Origin of the sequence: Serratia sp. MMO-28, assembly GCF_037199905.1 — a bacterium.
GTDB classification, from domain to species: domain Bacteria; phylum Pseudomonadota; class Gammaproteobacteria; order Enterobacterales; family Enterobacteriaceae; genus Chania; species Chania oryzae.
This window is the reverse complement of record NZ_JBBCVB010000024.1, coordinates 29298-46934: the sequence shown is the minus strand read 5'-3', so window position 1 is coordinate 46934 and position 17637 is coordinate 29298. Positions and strand designations below refer to the sequence as shown.

General features: G+C 50.7%; 16 protein-coding genes. 9 read left to right on the top strand and 7 right to left on the bottom strand.

The annotated features are described in order from the left end of the window. The first annotated feature begins 302 nt into the window (after positions 1 to 302). Positions 303 to 2381, top strand: coding sequence for a phenylacetic acid degradation bifunctional protein PaaZ (paaZ, locus tag WG891_RS19750; RefSeq protein WP_337261642.1), 2079 nt, complete (start codon positions 303 to 305; stop codon positions 2379 to 2381). Between the two features lie 64 nt (positions 2382 to 2445). Here paaZ and WG891_RS19745 read toward each other — a convergent pair whose 3' ends face one another. Next, complete coding sequence (locus tag WG891_RS19745; RefSeq protein ID WP_337261641.1) at positions 2446 to 2862, bottom strand: VOC family protein; 417 nt, start codon at positions 2860 to 2862, stop codon at positions 2446 to 2448. 710 nt (positions 2863 to 3572) lie between these two features. Here WG891_RS19745 and WG891_RS19740 point away from each other — a divergent pair. Further along, the gene (locus WG891_RS19740; RefSeq protein ID WP_337261640.1) at positions 3573 to 3821 is read left to right on the top strand and encodes a GlsB/YeaQ/YmgE family stress response membrane protein; all 249 of its coding nucleotides are present in this window, start codon (positions 3573 to 3575) and stop codon (positions 3819 to 3821) included. A 120-nt stretch (positions 3822 to 3941) separates the two neighbouring features. Here WG891_RS19740 and WG891_RS19735 read toward each other — a convergent pair whose 3' ends face one another. Together WG891_RS19735 and WG891_RS19730 are read right to left on the bottom strand one after the other, a co-directional pair. Then, the gene (locus WG891_RS19735) at positions 3942 to 4949 is read right to left on the bottom strand and encodes an NAD(P)H-quinone oxidoreductase (RefSeq protein WP_337261639.1); all 1008 of its coding nucleotides are present in this window, start codon (positions 4947 to 4949) and stop codon (positions 3942 to 3944) included. A gap of 131 nt (positions 4950 to 5080) precedes the next feature. After that, the gene (locus WG891_RS19730) at positions 5081 to 5290 is read right to left on the bottom strand and encodes a hypothetical protein (protein ID WP_337261638.1); all 210 of its coding nucleotides are present in this window, start codon (positions 5288 to 5290) and stop codon (positions 5081 to 5083) included. 457 nt (positions 5291 to 5747) lie between these two features. On the opposite strand from WG891_RS19730, the gene cspE reads away from it, so the two are divergent. Continuing rightward, positions 5748 to 5960, top strand: coding sequence for a transcription antiterminator/RNA stability regulator CspE (gene cspE, locus WG891_RS19725; protein ID WP_004946278.1), 213 nt, complete (start codon positions 5748 to 5750; stop codon positions 5958 to 5960). Between the two features lie 224 nt (positions 5961 to 6184). Beyond that, positions 6185 to 6385 (top strand): protein DsrB, encoded by a 201-nt coding sequence (gene dsrB / locus WG891_RS19720; RefSeq protein WP_337261637.1) that lies wholly within the window; start codon positions 6185 to 6187, stop codon positions 6383 to 6385. Positions 6386 to 6588: 203 nt separating this feature from the next. Here the strand turns inward: dsrB and rcsA are convergent, their stop codons facing one another. Together rcsA and WG891_RS19710 are read right to left on the bottom strand one after the other, a co-directional pair. Then, positions 6589 to 7218: a transcriptional regulator RcsA gene (gene rcsA / locus WG891_RS19715; RefSeq protein ID WP_337261636.1), complete on the bottom strand. Its 630-nt coding sequence runs from the start codon at positions 7216 to 7218 to the stop codon at positions 6589 to 6591. 786 nt (positions 7219 to 8004) lie between these two features. Beyond that, on the bottom strand, positions 8005 to 9420 hold the full coding sequence (locus WG891_RS19710) for a pyridoxal phosphate-dependent decarboxylase family protein (RefSeq protein WP_337261635.1): 1416 nt from the start codon (positions 9418 to 9420) through the stop codon (positions 8005 to 8007). A 105-nt stretch (positions 9421 to 9525) separates the two neighbouring features. Between WG891_RS19710 and WG891_RS19705 the strand changes: the two genes are divergently transcribed. From WG891_RS19705 to mgtA, 3 genes are all read left to right on the top strand, one after another. Further along, positions 9526 to 10395 (top strand): LysR substrate-binding domain-containing protein, encoded by an 870-nt coding sequence (locus tag WG891_RS19705; RefSeq protein WP_337261634.1) that lies wholly within the window; start codon positions 9526 to 9528, stop codon positions 10393 to 10395. A gap of 474 nt (positions 10396 to 10869) precedes the next feature. Continuing rightward, positions 10870 to 11568: an MgtC family protein gene (locus WG891_RS19700; protein WP_337261633.1), complete on the top strand. Its 699-nt coding sequence runs from the start codon at positions 10870 to 10872 to the stop codon at positions 11566 to 11568. 196 nt (positions 11569 to 11764) lie between these two features. Next, positions 11765 to 14464: a magnesium-translocating P-type ATPase gene (gene mgtA / locus WG891_RS19695; protein ID WP_337261632.1), complete on the top strand. Its 2700-nt coding sequence runs from the start codon at positions 11765 to 11767 to the stop codon at positions 14462 to 14464. Here the strand turns inward: mgtA and WG891_RS19690 are convergent. Then, entirely contained in the window at positions 14459 to 15235 is a 777-nt protein-coding gene (locus WG891_RS19690; RefSeq protein ID WP_337261631.1) for a DUF3307 domain-containing protein, read from the bottom strand. The genes mgtA and WG891_RS19690 overlap by 6 nt on opposite strands. After that, positions 15232 to 15831 (bottom strand): hypothetical protein, encoded by a 600-nt coding sequence (locus WG891_RS19685; protein ID WP_337261630.1) that lies wholly within the window; start codon positions 15829 to 15831, stop codon positions 15232 to 15234. Before WG891_RS19685 ends, WG891_RS19690 begins: the two co-directional genes overlap by 4 nt. A 217-nt stretch (positions 15832 to 16048) precedes the next feature. Between WG891_RS19685 and WG891_RS19680 the strand changes: the two genes are divergently transcribed. Together WG891_RS19680 and kynA are read left to right on the top strand one after the other, a co-directional pair. Next, the gene (locus WG891_RS19680) at positions 16049 to 16591 is read left to right on the top strand and encodes a cytochrome b (RefSeq protein WP_337261629.1); all 543 of its coding nucleotides are present in this window, start codon (positions 16049 to 16051) and stop codon (positions 16589 to 16591) included. 158 nt (positions 16592 to 16749) lie between these two features. Further along, positions 16750 to 17592 (top strand): tryptophan 2,3-dioxygenase, encoded by an 843-nt coding sequence (kynA, locus tag WG891_RS19675; protein ID WP_337261628.1) that lies wholly within the window; start codon positions 16750 to 16752, stop codon positions 17590 to 17592. Positions 17593 to 17637: the final 45 nt, after the last annotated feature.

Sequence of the window (17637 nt, the reverse complement as noted above, 5' to 3'; positions counted from 1 at the left end):
TTCGTATTTTTTAGTTTAACCGTAAAAATGTGAATCACTTTACATAACCATGAAGTTACAAGTTGGTAACAATAAGATCAAATGGCATAGGTGCGGTTTTGCGATATCCATCACAAGGTTTGTTGTTAAATTATTGTTTTTAAATGATATTTAAATTATGCCGTTGCGAGCTATTTGGAGGGGAAGAGCGATTTTTCTCGGGGGTGTTTTATTTTTGTTAAATTTTAACTTGGCGGGGAGTGAAAAATATGTGATACGTAATTAAGCTTTGTTGAGTCTATTTATGAATTCTGGAGGAGCCAATGCAGCAGTTATACAGTTATCTCTCTGGCGGCTGGATGTACGGCCAAGGAAAAGCCCGTGAAATCCATCATGCTATCACCGGCGAACCTTTGTATCAGGTGTGTTCAGATGGGCTGCCGTTGGCGGCCAGCCTGAATTATGCGCGTGAAACGGGGGGTAAGGCATTGGCACAAATGACCTTCCAGCAGCGCGCCCAGATGATGAAAGCCGTAGCCAAACACCTGTTAGCGCACAAAGAGGCGCTGTATGACATTTCTTACCAGACCGGTGCCACGCGTAACGATAGTTGGGTGGACATTGAAGGGGGGATCGCGACGCTGTTCTCCTATGCCGGGTTGGCCGGGCGTGAATTGCCCGATGACACACTGTGGCCGGAAGATGAGTTGATCCCGCTTTCCAAGCAGGCGCAGTTTGCCGCGCGACATGTGCTGACCTCGCGCCCCGGTGTAGCGTTGCATATCAATGCGTTTAACTTCCCTTGCTGGGGCATGCTGGAAAAACTGGCGCCCACCTGGCTGGCGGGGATGCCCGCGATCATCAAACCGGCTACCGCAACGGCGCAACTGACCCAGGCGATGGTGAAGCTGATGATTGACAGCGGACTGGTGCCGGAAGGGGCTTTGCAACTGGTCTGCGGCGGCGTTGGCGATATGTTCGATCATCTCGATTATCAGGATGCCGTGACGTTCACCGGTTCGGCGCAAACTGGGCAAAAGCTGCGTTCTCACCCGCGCTTGCTGGAAAAATCTATCGCGTTCACCATGGAAGCTGATTCGCTTAACTGTTGCGTGCTGGGGGAAGATGTCACACCAGATATGCCGGAGTTTGCGCTGTTTATCAAAGAAGTCTGCCGTGAGATGACCAGCAAAGCCGGGCAGAAATGTACCGCCATCCGGCGCATTATCGTGCCCGCCGCACGTATCGCCGAGGTACAACAGGCGCTGCTGCAGCGCTTGGCGGGCGTGCAGATTGGCGATCCGCAACTGGAGCAGGTGCGCATGGGGGCGCTGGTCGATCAGGAGCAGCGCGACGATGTGCAGCAGAAAGTGGCGTTTCTGCTGCAAAATGGCTGTGAAGCCTTGTGTGGTGGCGCGTTGGATAAGCTGACGATTGCCGGTGAGCGTGCACAGGAAGGGGCGTTTTACCCAATTACATTGCTGTACTGTGCCGATCCCTTTGCCCATCAGGCAGTGCATGGCACCGAGGCATTTGGCCCGGTGGCAACGCTGATGCCTTATCAGAGTACCCAGCAGGCGATTGAATTGGCACTCTTGGGGCAAGGGAGCCTGGCTGGGTCGCTGATTACCGCCGATGAAGCGCTAGCAACCCGCTTTATCCGCGCTACGGCCTGTGCTCATGGCCGTATGCTGGTATTGGATCGCCATGCTGCGGCCGAATCCACCGGCCATGGTTCACCGCTGCCGCTGTTGGTACACGGTGGCCCAGGGCGGGCCGGCGGTGGCGAGGAGTTAGGCGGTTTACGCGCGGTAAAACACTATATGCAACGGACGGCGATCCAAGGTAGCCCGGCCATGTTGGCGGCAATTGGCCGTGAATGGGTGCGCGGTGCCAAGGTGATTGAGGAACAGGTGCATCCGTTCCGTAAATACTTCGAGCAGTTGCAGATTGGCGAAAGCCTGTTGACCGCCCGCCGTACCATTACCGAAGCCGATATCGTCAATTTTGCCTGCCTGAGTGGCGACCATTTCTATGCGCATATGGATAAGATCGGTGCCGCAGAATCGCTGTTTGGTGAGCGGGTTGCACATGGCTATTTCGTGGTATCGGCAGCGGCAGGGCTGTTTGTCGATCCCGGCGTCGGGCCAGTGATTGCCAACTACGGCATGGAAAATCTGCGTTTTATCGAACCGGTGAAGATCGGTGACACCATTCAGGTGCGGTTAACCTGCAAGAAGAAAATCCGTAAACCGCAAAAAACCGCAGAAGATCGTCCACACGGTGTGGTGGTGTGGGATGTGCAGGTGTTTAACCAGCACCAGCAGGCAGTGGCGTTATACAGCATTCTGACGCTGGTGGCACGGCAGGAAGGGGACTTTCCGGCGGTCGATGTGCCCTGATCCTGCTTGCGCTCACTGAACACGGTGCCTTTCATGTGAGAAAGGCACCGTTTTTGTGGTGCCGCTATTCAACGTTAATCATCCAGTTAACGCCAAATTGATCCGTCAGCATGCCAAAGCCTTTGGCCCAGAAGGTGGGCTGGAACGGCATATTAACGTTGCCACCATCTGCCAGGCGAGTGAATAAATCGCGGCCCTGGCTGACATCATCTAACTTGATCGACAGCGAATAACCTTTATGCGATAGGTCCCCGGGTTCCGCCGGGCAACTGTCTGACGCCATGATGACGTTGTTACCGACCTCCAGCCGTACATGCATGATGGCTTCCGGATCGACATTGGGTGGGCCATTTTGCTGGTCTGCCGCTGGCATATCCTTATAGCGCATCATTACAACGATTTTACCGCCCAGTTGCTGAGCATAGAAATTGATTGCCTGTTCACAGTTACCGGTGAAAAACAGATAGGGTTGAATCAACATGATAATAACCTCGGTTAACGGGGATCGCCCCGAGTGGGGCAGTGGCATCACTAAGTGTAGACGCCCGTAAGCGCGGTCAGGTAGGGCGGGTGAGCGAGAGCAGTCGAGAAGTGGGAGCCATCGTTCATTGAGGGAAATTAGGACGAAAAAACACCCGGTGAATGCTCACCGTAAAGAACAATCCTATCTGGATAGGATCACATAAACAGCAGTGCGGCAGAACCATCCCACACTGCGGCTAGTGCATAGATCACTACCAGAAACAGTATGAAAGATGTGTTACCCATGGCTCAATCCCCATCATCGAGTCCGATGCCCATAAAGCAAGTATAGCTTGTTATACCTGTTAGAAATGACAACAAGATGACATTAGCATAAATTTTGTACAACCAAAATCTGTCGTCGATAACTGAGTAAAGTGCTGATTTTTTACTATAGTAATAACATGCAGATACGAATTATTGCAGATACGCACCTGTTTAATTGGCTGCCTGGAGGTGCCGTTAGCGGGGAACACCAGTAGGCAAGGCTTGGCCTGTATTGGCCCTGTATGGCGTTTTGCCAGCGGCCTTCAGACTGCGTCACGTTAATGATATGAAATATTTGTGAATTGTTCCTAAATAACAGACAACCGATGGGTTAGTGTCGGTGCTAATGTTGGTTTGGTGATTGGTTTTTTTTTAGTCAGAAAATAAATCGGGAGAGTAAAAATGGGTATCATTTCCTGGATCATTTTTGGGTTAATCGCCGGTATTCTGGCTAAGTGGATCATGCCAGGCAAAGATGATGGCGGTTTTATCATGACCGTCATCTTGGGGATCGTCGGGGCGGTTGTCGGTGGCTATATCAGTACCTTCTTCGGTATGGGCCGAGTCGATGGTTTTAATCTGGGCAGCTTTGTGGTGGCCGTTGTTGGTGCTTTGGTGGTGCTGCTTATCTACAGAAAAGTCAGAAGCTAGCCAGATAGTGATTACAGGGTCGCTGTGGCGGCCCTTTTCTCTGCCCATTGGCCAGAAAGTGAATGTCGAAACTTATGCTGTTGATGTTCCCTGCAGACGGAGGCCCGCAGGGATTGGTTTTCAGGGCACCAAGACGATCTTGCCAATATGAACGCTGGACTCCATCAGCGCATGGGCCTGTGCGGCTTGTTCCAGTGGGAACGTCTTGAAAATCTGCGGTCTTAACGCACCGCGTTCCAATAATGGCCACACCTTTTGCTCTAATTCGGCGGCGATCTGCGCTTTATCTTCCACGCTGCGTGCCCGCAAGGTCGAACCGGTGTGGGTGAGGCGTTTAAGCAGCAATGGCATCAGATTAAGTTCTTTGATCACACCGTGCTGGGTTCCGATCTGCACAATACGGCCATCCATTGCGGCGGCCTGATAATTCTTGGCGACATAATCACCGGCAATCAGATCGACAATCACGTTCGCGCCTTTGCCATCGGTGGCGCGTTTCGTTTGCTCAACGAAATCTTCGCTATGGTAATTAATGGCTACGTCGGCTCCGAGCGCCAGACTGGCCTGGCGCTTCTCCTCCGAACCTACCGTGGTGATGACGTGCGCACCGAACGCTTTCGCCAACATGGTGGCCACTGTGCCGATCCCGGAAGTCCCGCCATGAATCAGTACCGTTTCCCCGGCTTGCAGATGGCCGCGTTGAAAGACATTCACCCAAACGGTGAAGAAGGTTTCTGGGATAGCGGCGGCCTCAATCATACTGAAACCCCTCGGCACCGGTAACGCATTGCTCTCATGTACTTTGCAATATTGCGCATAGCCGCCCCCGGCGATCAACGCACAAACCTGATCGCCAGCTGCGTAGCGCTGCACTCCGCTGCCGACCGCAATCACATCCCCTGCTACCTCCAGCCCTGGAATATCAGTGGCACCCGGTGGTGGCGCATATTGCCCGCGGCGCTGCATGACATCTGGGCGGTTGACCCCGGCTGCGGCAACTTTCACCAATATTTCACCGGGTGCCAGCGCAGGGAGCGAGCGCTCTGCGAGCACGAGAACCTCTGGCCCACCGGGCTGGCTGATTTCGATAACTTTCATGGTATTAGGCAGTGGTGCACTGGTTGACATGCCATTCTCCTTGTATGGGGAATCGGGAAGATGCCCGATTCAGGGATACACCTGCGGAACGGTATTATTTTATAGGAATAACCGCTGCGGTATGTAGGAGATAGGGCGGAGCTACCCAAAGAGGGGCTGCGTCAGTCGTTCGGCGGAATGCGAAAACCTTTTAATGAGATGATAAAGTGTTCTTTCCCCTTGGAAATTTTGGCACCTTGATCACACCACAAGCTGGCGAGCTGGAAGAAATCGTCGCTGTCAATGTTATAGGCCAGCTCGATTTTTTTTGCGCTCCCTGAGCGGATCAGGGTTTCTGCTTCTTGATGATTGGCTGCTTTAACCATGGTCATAAACGGAATCCTTGGTGTTAACCGAATGAGGATAATCGCTGATTATCTTATGGTGGTATTGTGACGTTCTTGTGATGGAAACATGACACCAAACTAAAGTGTGCGCTAGCGCAAGGGGGTATCAGCTCTGTTGCTGCAACAGCCTTCATCCACACTATTGCCAAGGAAAGTGCCTATAATTCCGACTGATGGGAGCAAATACTGTGCAGTCGCCCCGGTTTCTGCTCTTGTAAGGCAAAAAAGAGTTGCTATTCAACGCCGGTCATGAGGTAATGCTTACCGGCCTGTGGTACAGACCTATTTATGCACGACATTTTGAGTAAAGTAGTTCAAATTTAAAGCGTTATCCTAGATAGCTCTTCTCTGACGAATTTCCTTTCTAGTGCCTCCATAAGTAACTGATGACCGGCTATAACATGCCCATGGCGGCTTAAATTTATTATTGAAGGAATTAGACATGTCTAACATGATCAAAGGTCAAGTGAAGTGGTTTAACGAATCTAAAGGTTTCGGTTTCATCACTCCTGCAGACGGCAGCAAAGATGTATTCGTACACTTCTCTGCTATCCAGGATCAAGGTTTCAAGACCCTGGCTGAAGGCCAGAACGTACAGTTCTCTATCGAGAACGGTGCTAAAGGTCCGTCAGCGGCTAACGTTACCGCTATCTAATCGGCATTGCTGATTGATAAAAACCCGCCAAGGCGGGTTTTTTTGTGCCTGTAATTTGCTGGGCAGAATGTCAGAACAGTGAGAATCGTGTGGCGGTGCTCTGCTAAGCTTTAACGGTTTAGAATAACTGCTTGGGTGGGGCGCAACCCGAAGAAGTGTGCTTACGGTGTTTCTCTTCTTATTCTGCCATGCGCTGATAATCGCGACAAATGATGAGGTAAATCATGAAGGTTAACGATCTAGTGACGGTGAAAACCGACGGTGGCCCACGCCGTGAAGGCGTTGTGTTGGCAGTAGAGGTATTTAATGAAGGCACCATGTATCTGGTGGCATTGGAGGATTATCCTGCCGGTATATGGTTCTTCAATGAGATCGACAGTCGTGATGGGACTTTCGTTGAATTGCGTTCCGCAGAACAGAAATAACTCCCCGGTTCATGGCCAATTTTTAGCTGAAAGACACCATCTTGGCGGATATCGGCATTAGCAATTAAACGGGAATACCCGTTGCGACAGGACAAAACGTGTCGATGCGAACAGGTATTTCGGTTTCGCTGGAGAAAGACTCCAGTAGAGCGCTTGTTTGGCCTCACAGTGAAACAACCTGTGAGATTGTGGCGCGAGTTAGGTCAGCGGTTGTTAACGAATATGCCATTGGTCAGTGTGTCGGTTAAGCGAACAACATGATAAATAATCTGTTTGTTGTGCGTTTTGATTTTTCTTTTGATATTGCCCTTATGGGAAGAGACCGTTTTTGCTTTGATCTGCATCTGATCGGAGATTTGAATGGTTCCCTGGCCGGACATCCACATGCGTAACATATTGGACTCGGTCTGGCTGAGTGTCACCGGAGTTTGGTCGAGTGAGTTTTTTTCAAGGCGGGCTGTTTTTTTCTCAAGGTAGTGAGTGAGCAGCCGACTCATTGTTTCTGGCTTGATGGACTTTGACGAGATGATAACGTTTTTACGTACGTATAAATAATCGTCGAAATGGACATTGGTGATCGCCATGAAGATAAAGAATAACGTATCAGGGTGCTGAGAAATAACCCGTTTTATTCTTTCCGTCGCATCTGCTTCATGTATAAAGCAATCTTCATTCAAAAAAACCAGGTTCGGCTTAAGCTTGGTACATTTTTCATTCAAACAATCGATATCGGTGACAGCACTAATATGGCGTTTTTTCATACCATGTGCGGCCAGATAATCCGTCAGTCCTAGTTTAGTATAACTACATGAATCCATGATAATTGTTGGCATTTGAAACTCCCCACTTAAACCCGTTTACTGCGGTAGTAATAAGAAAAGCCTGATTTTCAAGGCTGAAAAGGTACAAAAAAATTGCATTTTATGAACGCCAAGTTCTATCAATAAAACTAACACTACTCAATGCCTTTTCTGACTAAATTTTTTAATCCTAACAATCCATCAGTTTAGCTTAAGTTGGATTATTATACCTGCTGGTTGAATCATCATTGGTAATCACACCATATACCACTTAATTGGTTGGTTCAGTGTCGTTAACTTGTTCTAGCTTAGCACAAGGCCTGTTTATGCCGTTGTAGGATAACTATTAAACAGTACTTAAACATTAACTTTCATTTTGTATTTGCTTGTTTTTTGATCGTCATGTGTGGGTTGCCTGTATCATTAATTTGAATTTAACATTCAAATTCAATTCGTTGCATAAATTAATTGGTTTTGTTGATGATGATAATCATTTGGATAATTTCCCGCCAAGCAAGAAGGGGACGGATTGAAGTTATGATTTTTTCTTTATTAACATATAGTTAATTTGTTTTTATCCTGCGGCCCATCGGCTTTTTCAATGGTGATACCGCATTCAGCATAGCACTTTACCTGATTATTGTAGGTGTACGTTGGCTGTAACAGAAAGGAGCGGGTGAAATAGAAAATCAGATTTTTCTTAACAATTTACAGGCTGTAGGACTGAGCGTGCTTGTGAACTGCTGCACGATAGCGGTATGGCTAAACGCTGGGTAATACGCCGTTACGCTATCACAACGGCGTCATTTCGCCCGACGGTTAAATAGCTTCTGACCGGCAGGTACGCATTGATTCTAATGCCAAGATGATATCCCGCTCCTCGGTCATCCAGTTTACCAGTGCAGCACGAATGCCAGGCTGACCGGCATAGTGAGTGGGTGTACAGCGCACTACTCCATGCTGATCCAGACGTGCGAGAAAACGGTCACGCGCGGCTTCTGCTTCACCTTCAATCTCTGTCAAGGCAAAGCACAGGATGTTCAGGTTGACCGGGGCCAGCAGGCGGAATCCTTTACTGGCCGCTAACCCCTCCCCCAAACGGCGTGCTAGTGTGACGTTTCGCTCCACAATCTCCCGCATGCCGTTGCGGCCGTAAGCCTTCAATGCCATCCATAATGGCAGAGCGCGAAAACGCCGTGAGTTCTCTGGCGTCAGGTGCAGATAGTTATCTGGGCGCAAGGTCGGGGCTTCCAGATAAACTGAGTGATTCTGGAATACCTGCATTTGCAGCGCCAAATGACGGGTGAACTGAATCGCGCTGTCATAGGGGACGTTCATCCATTTGTGCGCATCGACGGTGATCGAGTCGGCTTGTTGCCAGCCTTGCAGCAAGTGTTCATAGCGGGTGGAACAGGCGGCCACGCCGCCGAATGCGGCATCTACATGCAGCCAGAATGGATAGCGTTCGCGTAACGCCAGCAAACCAGGCAGATCGTCGAAGGTGGCGGTGTTCACCGTACCGGCGCTGGCTAATACCATCGTCGGTCTGCCCTGCGTCGCGGCAAGATGCTGTTCCAAAGCGGTGATGTCGATCGCTTCCGAGTTGGCCTGCTGAGAGATGCTTTGCAATGCATCACGCCCGATACCGAGCATGCTGAGTGATTTCACACTGCTGGAGTGTGCATTGGCTGAAAGTACCTGAATTGGGCCCAAGGCTGCCAGCCCTTGCTGTGCCACATCAATTCCGCGCTGCAGCCCAAGCCATTGGCGGCCGATAGCGATACCGACAAAATTGGCCATAGTGGCTCCGCTGACAAAGCTACCGCTGAAATCAGCCGGCAGATGCAAGAGTGCTTTGAGTTGCTCAATCGTGGCCAACTCGATGGCTGCAGCAATGGTATCATGGCTGAGTTGGCTGTTCTGGTCTGTAATACTAACCAGCCAGTCGGCTGCCAAGGCCGCCGGGGTGTTACCGCCGGTGACAAAGCCAAAGTAGCGTGGTCCGGCGCTAGCGGAGAGCCCGGTGGCATAACGCTGCCAAAAATCGTCCAGAGCTGCTAGCGCTCCGTGGCCTTCTTCCCGCAGTATTTTATCCTCGGCGTTAAGCTGTTGTGCGGCCAATGGCGGGCATACTGGGCGCTGCTGCAGCCCTGCGAGAAACCCTTTTGCCAACTGATTGGTGTGGTCAAGTATGCCAGGAAGATCGTCAAGATCCTGTTGCAAACGCGGGTGCATGTATTTTTCCTTAGTGCCAATAAGTTAGGATGACAGGATAGAGGATTTGCATTGGCATCGATATCGATGAAAAATAGCCTTTTTGGATAATAAAGCTAACCAGAAATGAACGATCGTCTGCCTATTCATCTTTTACCAACGTTTATTATTGCTGCTCGGCTGGAGAATCTGCGCGCAACCGCGCAACAGATACACCTGACTCATGGCGCCGTCAGCCAACAGATTCAGCAACTCGAACAGGCCATTGGCTGTCCGTTATTTGAGCGTAATGGGCGTGGGGTGCGGCTGAATGCTGCCGGTCGTGAACTGCTGGCCGTGGCTGAGCCCGCGTTGGTAGCCTTGCAGCAAGGTATCAGCCGCGTCAGACGGATTGCGGCAAGCCAGACGTTGCGCATCAGCGTACTGCCTTCTTTTGCCCATTATTGGTTATTGCCTCGATTGGCAGAGTTCCATCGTGCTTGCCCTGGGATTCGGTTGGATATTGACGCTACCCTGGTCGTACAGGATTTGGCTCGTAAAGGTTTTGATGCGGCGATTCGCCTGGGGCAGGGAACATGGCCAGGTGTGCAAGCACAGCGAATTGCCACAGGTGAAGTGGTGCCGGTTGCCACCCCGGCGTTGGCCTTGCAGTGGCAGCAGGCTTTTGCCCGTGCTGAGGCCACGCTTCCCCTGCTTGAACATGATGTCACGCCTTGGCGTACCTGGTTTCAGGCACAAGGGTATGCCAGCGGTGGTCAGCAAGTGGCGCTATTTAATGATGCAGGTTTGCTGATCCGCGCTGCTGAACAGGGGTTTGGCATTGCCTTGGTGAAAGCGGTGCTGGTCGGCGACTTGATTGCTGAGGGCCGGTTGGTGCCGTTAGCAGCGGCACAGCGTTTGGGGAATGACGATACTTATCTGGTGTGGCCGCAGGCCACGGGTTTGCAACCTGCGGTTGAAGCACTACTGCATTGGTTACAGCAACAACTCGGGTGAATCAGGGGGGCTTACCTTTCTGTCACGCAAATTATTTAGGGGAGATTATTACCGACATAATTAAATAACGAGGATATTCAGTTTAGTATTCGTTTAATAAATTAGTCTTTACTTCATAGGGCCATATAACTATACTTCAGCCAAAATTTCAGCGGAGAAAATCAATTGGACAGTTGTAGTAGCAGCGAAATAATTAAGGCAAGCTGACCGATCTCCTTCTGATTTGTTGCTTGCCGAACACGGCGGGCAGCACCCTCTCTCGTTATTGCGAGTTGTGCCAACCCGAACATCATTGTTGTACCTGAGGCTGAATGGCTTCGGGAGATTTGATTCGGATATTATTATGGTCTTTCATCGCTACAACCTTTTCCCTCCAGGCATTCAACGCTAATCCGCTGATTTATTGTCAGCGCAATCTTGCGTGTGCTTAACAGCACATGATTCACCCTCCTGCTGTTTATTAAGGGGAAGATCATGGCTATGACTCCTTTTGTCTTAAATTTATTACTGGCGATGAGCCTGGGCGCAATTATTGGGGCCGAGCGGCAATGGCGGCAACGTATGGCCGGCTTACGTACCAATGCGTTAGTGGCGACTGGTGCTGCGGTATTTATCCTGAGTTCGTTTACCACGGAACCCTCTAGTGCTGGGCGTATCGCTGCGCAAATTGTTTCCGGGATCGGCTTTCTTGGCGCTGGCGTCATTATGCGTGAAGGTCTCAATATTCGTGGGTTGAATACGGCGGCGACACTGTGGTGCTCTGCGGCGATCGGCGTGTTGTGCGGCCTAGGGCAACATTGGGAGGCCGTACTGGCGACGCTGGTGATCCTGTGTGCCAACATCCTGCTACGTGAAGCGGCGCAGCGTATTAATCTGCAACCGCAACAACAGGCGGTTGATCTGGAATTACGCTACCGCATCATGGTGACCTGTGGCGAACAGGATGAAATATTGGTACGCACGTTAATTCTGCAAGCGTTGAACGGCGTTGCATTACGTTTGCAATCGCTGCGCAGTGCCGATATTGCCATTCCTGGTCAGTTAGAAGTGTGTGCGGAAATTATCGCCAATCCCGTTGCACAGAAAGATATTGAAAGTATTGTCTGCCGCGTCAGTCTGGAAAGAAGCGTCAGTGCGGTGCATTGGCGAGTCGCTTCTGAATTGCCGGTTTAATTATTATCAACATTCACCTACTTGGTGATAAGGAGCCGTTATGGACGAGCACCCCGGAGCGTTTATTATTCTGCGTTGTTAGCGCAATAATAATGACGTTAACAACGCTAATTCAATAAATTCCACCTTGCGCATGTTCACCTGTTAATCCGGGCGGGATCCCCCTGTGCGCAGAGTAAAATAAGAGAATAGCGTCATGACCTATATTAAAGAAAAAGCACGCCGCCGTGATAAAAGCAGCGCGCCCTATGCCATCGCTCTTGAGGCAAAGAACAGCCTCGATCAGACGTTGGCAAATTTAAACTGTAGCCGCATTGGATTAACCCAGGAAGATGCACAAGAACGTTTGCAACACTTTGGCACCAATCAGGTTGCTCATGAGAAGGCCCCCCATGCGTTGGTGCAGTTAATCAGCGCATTTAATAACCCGTTTATTTTTGTTCTGATGGTGTTGGCGGGGATCAGTTTCTTTACCGACTATTGGCTTCCGGCCCGGCACGGTGAAGAAACTGAGCTCACCGGCGTGATCATTATTCTGGTGATGGTGACGTTGAGCGGTTTGCTGCGTTTCTGGCAGGAATATCGTACCAACAAAGCTGCCGAATCGCTGAAATCGATGGTACGTACGACCGCGACGGTGCTGCGCCGCAGCAGTTTCAGCGCTCAGGCGTTGGCGGTGGAAATCCCGATCCGGGAACTGGTCCCGGGCGACATTATCCAACTTTCCGCTGGGGATATGGTGCCTGCGGATGTGCGGTTGCTCAGTTCCCGTGACTTGTTTATCAGCCAGGCCATCTTGACCGGTGAAGCGATCCCGATCGAGAAATATGACGCGCTGGGTAACGTTAGTCAGAAATCGACTGAAATCGATGCCTCCAGCGAAAGCGAGTTGCTTGAACTGTCGAATATTTGCCTGATGGGAACCAACGTGGCCAGCGGCACCGCCTCGGCGGTAGTGGTCGCGACCGGGGGCCGCACCTACTTTGGTTCTCTGGCCAAGTCGATTGTCGGTTCCCGCTCACAAACCGCGTTTGATCGGGGGGTGAACAGCGTCAGTTGGCTGCTGATCCGCTTTATGCTGGTGATGGTGCCCATCGTCCTGCTGATCAATGGCTTCACCAAGGGCGACTGGACGGAGGCCGCGCTGTTTGCATTAGCGGTGGCCGTTGGCCTGACGCCAGAAATGCTGCCAATGATTGTCAGTTCCAACCTGGCCAAAGGCGCGATCGCCATGGCGCGCCGCAAAGTGGTGGTCAAGCGTCTGAATGCCATTCAGAACTTTGGCGCGATGGATGTGCTTTGTACCGATAAAACCGGTACCTTGACGCAGGATCGTATCATCCTAGAGCATCATCTGGATGTGAACGGTAACAAAGACAGCCACGTACTGCATCTGGCCTGGTTGAACAGTTTCCATCAAAGCGGAATGAAAAACCTGATGGATCAGGCAGTGATCCGTTTTGGGCGTGGCAAACCGGGCGTTGAGGCACTCGGGCGTTATAGCAAGGTGGATGAACTGCCGTTTGATTTTGTACGCCGTCGCCTGTCGATTGTGGTGCAGGATGAAGAGCAGCGCCAGTTGCTGATTTGTAAAGGTGCCGTGGAAGAGATGCTGGCAATTGCTACCCACATGCGCGAAGGGCAGCAGGTACGGGAGATTGATGACGCGCGCCGTGCTGCTTTGCAGGCACTGGCCTGCCAGTACAACGAAGATGGTTTCCGTGTGCTGGTGCTGGCCACGCGCGATCTGGGGCAGGAAGGCTGCACGCTGCCACTCAGCGTGGCGGATGAGCGCGATCTGGTGATTGAAGGGCTGCTGACCTTCCTCGATCCGCCGAAGGAAAGTGCGCAGGAAGCGATTGCGGCATTGCAGGAAAATGGCGTAGCGGTGAAAGTGCTGACCGGTGATAACCCGGTGATCACCTGCAAAATTTGTCGTGACGTTGGCTTGGAACCTGGAGAGCCGCTCTCTGGTTTGGAAATCGAACAGATGGATGATGTACTGCTGGCACGTGAAGTGGAGCAGCGCACGGTATTCACTAAACTGACGCCATTGCAGAAATCACGTGTGCTGAAGATGCTGCAGGCCAACGGCCATACGGTTGGTTTCCTGGGGGATGGCATCAATGATGCTCCGGCGTTGCGCGATGCTGACGTAGGGATTTCCGTTGATACCGGCACCGATATTGCCAAAGAATCGGCCGATATCATTTTGCTGGAAAAGAACCTGATGGTGCTGGAAGAAGGGGTCATCAAAGGGCGCGAAACCTTCGGCAATATCATCAAATACCTGAATATGACCGCCAGTTCCAATTTCGGTAACGTGTTCTCTGTTCTGGTTGCCAGTGCCTTTATTCCTTTTCTGCCGATGCTGGCGATCCACCTGCTGTTACAGAACCTGATGTATGACATTTCCCAATTGTCGCTGCCGTGGGACAAGATGGACAAAGAGTTCCTGCGTAAACCGCGCAAATGGGATGCCAAAAACATTGGCCGCTTTATGCTGTGGATTGGGCCGACATCGTCTATTTTCGATATCACCACCTATGCCCTGATGTGGTTCGTATTTGCCGCCAACAGTGTGGAACATCAGGCGTTGTTCCAGTCTGGCTGGTTTATCGAAGGGCTGTTATCACAAACGCTGGTGGTGCATATGCTGCGAACCCAGAAGATCCCATTCATCCAGAGCACGGCCGCGTTGCCAGTGTTGCTGACCACCGGGATTATCATGGCGCTCGGTATTTATATTCCGTTCTCGCCGCTCGGCGCTTGGGTTGGCTTACAGCCACTGCCGTGGGAATACTTCCCTTGGTTGGCAGCAACCTTGGTCAGTTACTGCGTCGTGGCGCAACTGATGAAGCGTTTCTACATTCGCCGTTTCGGGGAGTGGCTATAATAATTTCTTGATCATCAGCCCCAGCATGATGGTCAGCGTAAAAGAAAACAGCGTACCGAGTAGCACATACTCGGTACGCATTTTATCCCCAGTTTGCCGCAGATCGCCAAAACGGAAAATGGACTTGGCTGCCAGCAGAAAACCGATGGCGGGAATCTGCCCAATCAGCACAAACGTCAGGAGCAGCGTCCTCTCCAGATAACCAATCTGTTTACCCGCCCGCAGCAGTGAGTCGTTATCAGCTTTGGCACTGAGCGGCATTTGTGGTGCCCAGTGCGCCAGCAACTGCCCGATCAGAATGCCCATGGGCATATAAATCAGCAGGTAGGCCAGTAAAGTCAGGCTGAGTTGCCAACCGGACGCCTGTTGCCATATGACATATAGCAATTCTCCAGCATGCGGGCTGAGATACAGCCACAGGCAAAGGATAACGGCCATATGTAACCCCTGATCCAGCAAGAGACTGTTCACTGAGCTTATCCGAGTGAACCAGGTCACTTTCATCAAGTCGATCAGGTAATGGCTGATGCTGATTATCAGCAGTGCGCTCAACACGTTTAGGGCCGATAATCCGCTATGCATTAAGCCAAATAGGGAGAGAGCAAAAGCTGCCAGCACGCCATGCAGCAGGGCATGTAACAGTAGAAAACGCGAACGGCGGCGATTCTGGGCCTTATCCTGCACCCAACTGAGTGGTTGCAGAGGAAAATCGGCAACCAGATGGACGACCAGCATCCAGATCAACAGTGAGGCATAGGTTAAATCCGTCATGAGGTGATCCTGTTTATTGCCGTGATAAATCGCATCATCTCGTCAAAGGCTGCCCGTTTTAAGGTGGCAGAGACCGTTGAGGTCGCTTTCTGCAACGCTGCGGCTACGCTTTTGTTGGTGCCGGTAAACATCCTGGCCTGGACGATCTTGGCTTCAGACTGTGACAAACGGCCGATGACATGATCTAACATCGGCAGCAGATCGCTGACAATGCCGTTGATTTTTTCATTGTCGGTTTTCAGAGCCAGATAGCAATTTTTTGCCATGTTATCCAGCGAGTTGCCGGAATTAAGGAATGCGCTGCCATAACCGGTGTTTTTTGCCTGTTGGGTACCCAATCCTATGGCTAAACGAGCATCCCAATGAGCTGCATTGGCTGCCCGTAGTGCGATGCGGATATACACAGCCAAGAGTAATCCCTGCTCTGGCGTAGAGACGATCTGGAAACTGTCACCGCGAAAGATATCGTATTGTTGTAGGCGCTTGGCTTGTTGTAACTCGGAGAGCAACTTATCGAGATGTGCAATATAGCTGGCCGTATCAACCTGCTGTGAATTTGCCAAATCGCCGGTGATGACGCTGATTTTTGCCTTCATTTTTTTGGCCAACATGGGAGGACGGTGTCATAGTAAATTCGCATCCAAAGACGAATTTGTCAAATATTCGTATCCAGATACGAATATCATAAAAATTCGCACCTGGATGCGAATTTTGATGAGCGGTTGCTAAAAGCCAGGCGAGCCTTTTAATGTTGATTTAACTAAACAGGGCTATAGTAGGCGTAGGTTACATATTGAGATGAAAGGGGGAAGCATGAACCGGAAGTTTGCACCGAGTCAGATCTTTTTCCATTGGGTAATCTTCATTTTGGTCGTGCTCACTTATGCTGTGATGGAACTGAAAGGGATTGCCCCCAAGGGCAGTAATCTCAGGGAGTGGATGAAAACGCTGCATTACACCTTTGGGGTCACGATATTGTTCCTGATGTTAATTCGGGTTGTCCTCAAGTTTGCCTATAAAGATCCAGAGATAATCCCAACGCCTCCACGCTGGCAGATTCGTCTGGCCAAAGCGACCCATGGCATTCTTTACCTGATGTTCATCAGCCTGCCCTTGTTGGGGGGCTTGTCGCTGTATTACGGCAATGTGGAATGGTCATTTTTCTCATATCCTATGCCGATTGCGGGCCAGCCGAATGCTGACGTACAACATAATCTGAAAGAGCTCCATGAGCTGATTGCCGATGTTGGGTACTTTATTGTCGGTATTCATGCGGTTGGGGCACTGTTTCATCACTATATTATGCTGGATAACACCTTGATCAGAATGATGCCGGGCAAAAAACGGCATCCATAAAGGCACTGTGGGTTTGATGCGTGGAAGAGGCAGGCATGTGATCTGCAGAACATCTTTGGTTAATTGTTGCCTATATGTTACGTAAATGAACTATTGTTTTCTCTCATTTTGCCAACCAGCAGCGCGTTTCCCCAGAACGGAGCGCCGGGAGAGAAAAGATGAATCAGCGGGAATTAGAAGGCACCATCGTCACCGATTTTTCTAAACGTATGAGTTACGGTGATTACCTGTGCCTGGATCGGTTACTGGTCTGCCAACAACCTCTTTCCAACCCTCAGCATCATGATGAGATGCTGTTTATCGTGCAGCATCAAACGTCGGAATTATGGATGAAATTGATGCTGCACGAATTGCAGGCCGCGCGGCTTCTGGTTCAGCAGGATCAACTTAGCCATTGTTTTAAGATTCTGGCCAGGGTAAAGCAGATCCAGCGCCTGTTGTTTGAGCAGTGGGCGGTATTAGAAACGTTGACACCCTCGGAGTATGCAGAGTTTCGTGAGGTACTTGGCAGTTCTTCTGGCTTTCAATCCCATCAGTATCGTTCAATCGAGTTTTTGCTGGGTAACAAGAATGCGGCGATGTTGGCGGTTTTCAGCGCTGATGCAGAAAAACATGCGGCGTTAAAAATGCTGCTGGAAGCCCCTAGCTTGTACGACGAATTCCTGCTTTACCTTTCCCGCCATGGTTTACCCATTCCACAGGCGAGCATTGAGCGTGACTGGACGCAGCCATACCAGCGCAACCCGGATTTGTTGCCAGTGTTCAAGCTGATCTACAACAATCCTCAAACCTATTGGGAAGCCTACGAAATGGCAGAGAAACTGGTGGATATTGAAGAAAGCTTCCAGCTGTGGCGCTTCCGCCATATGAAAACGGTGGAAAGAATCATCGGGTTCAAATCAGGAACCGGGGGCTCCAGCGGCGTCAGCTTCTTAAAAAAGGCTTTGGAACTGACCTTTTTTCCCGAACTGTTGGACGTACGTACCGAGATTGGCATCTAGTCCGTTAATGAAAGGGGCGCCTGCCGGAGCCGTGCGCCCTAACCG

Excerpts from the sequence above, each read along its gene's own strand:
- paaZ (WP_337261642.1), top strand. The coding sequence starts at position 303 with ATGCAGCAGTTATACAGTTATCTCTCTGGCGGCTGGATGTACGGCCAA.
- WG891_RS19745 (WP_337261641.1), bottom strand. The coding sequence starts at position 2,862 with ATGTTGATTCAACCCTATCTGTTTTTCACCGGTAACTGTGAACAGGCA.
- WG891_RS19740 (WP_337261640.1), top strand. The coding sequence starts at position 3,573 with ATGGGTATCATTTCCTGGATCATTTTTGGGTTAATCGCCGGTATTCTG.
- WG891_RS19735 (WP_337261639.1), bottom strand. The coding sequence starts at position 4,949 with ATGTCAACCAGTGCACCACTGCCTAATACCATGAAAGTTATCGAAATC.
- WG891_RS19730 (WP_337261638.1), bottom strand. The coding sequence starts at position 5,290 with ATGACCATGGTTAAAGCAGCCAATCATCAAGAAGCAGAAACCCTGATC.
- cspE (WP_004946278.1), top strand. The coding sequence starts at position 5,748 with ATGTCTAACATGATCAAAGGTCAAGTGAAGTGGTTTAACGAATCTAAA.
- dsrB (WP_337261637.1), top strand. The coding sequence starts at position 6,185 with ATGAAGGTTAACGATCTAGTGACGGTGAAAACCGACGGTGGCCCACGC.
- rcsA (WP_337261636.1), bottom strand. The coding sequence starts at position 7,218 with ATGCCAACAATTATCATGGATTCATGTAGTTATACTAAACTAGGACTG.
- WG891_RS19710 (WP_337261635.1), bottom strand. The coding sequence starts at position 9,420 with ATGCACCCGCGTTTGCAACAGGATCTTGACGATCTTCCTGGCATACTT.
- WG891_RS19705 (WP_337261634.1), top strand. The coding sequence starts at position 9,526 with ATGAACGATCGTCTGCCTATTCATCTTTTACCAACGTTTATTATTGCT.
- WG891_RS19700 (WP_337261633.1), top strand. The coding sequence starts at position 10,870 with ATGGCTATGACTCCTTTTGTCTTAAATTTATTACTGGCGATGAGCCTG.
- mgtA (WP_337261632.1), top strand. The coding sequence starts at position 11,765 with ATGACCTATATTAAAGAAAAAGCACGCCGCCGTGATAAAAGCAGCGCG.
- WG891_RS19690 (WP_337261631.1), bottom strand. The coding sequence starts at position 15,235 with ATGACGGATTTAACCTATGCCTCACTGTTGATCTGGATGCTGGTCGTC.
- WG891_RS19685 (WP_337261630.1), bottom strand. The coding sequence starts at position 15,831 with ATGAAGGCAAAAATCAGCGTCATCACCGGCGATTTGGCAAATTCACAG.
- WG891_RS19680 (WP_337261629.1), top strand. The coding sequence starts at position 16,049 with ATGAACCGGAAGTTTGCACCGAGTCAGATCTTTTTCCATTGGGTAATC.
- kynA (WP_337261628.1), top strand. The coding sequence starts at position 16,750 with ATGAATCAGCGGGAATTAGAAGGCACCATCGTCACCGATTTTTCTAAA.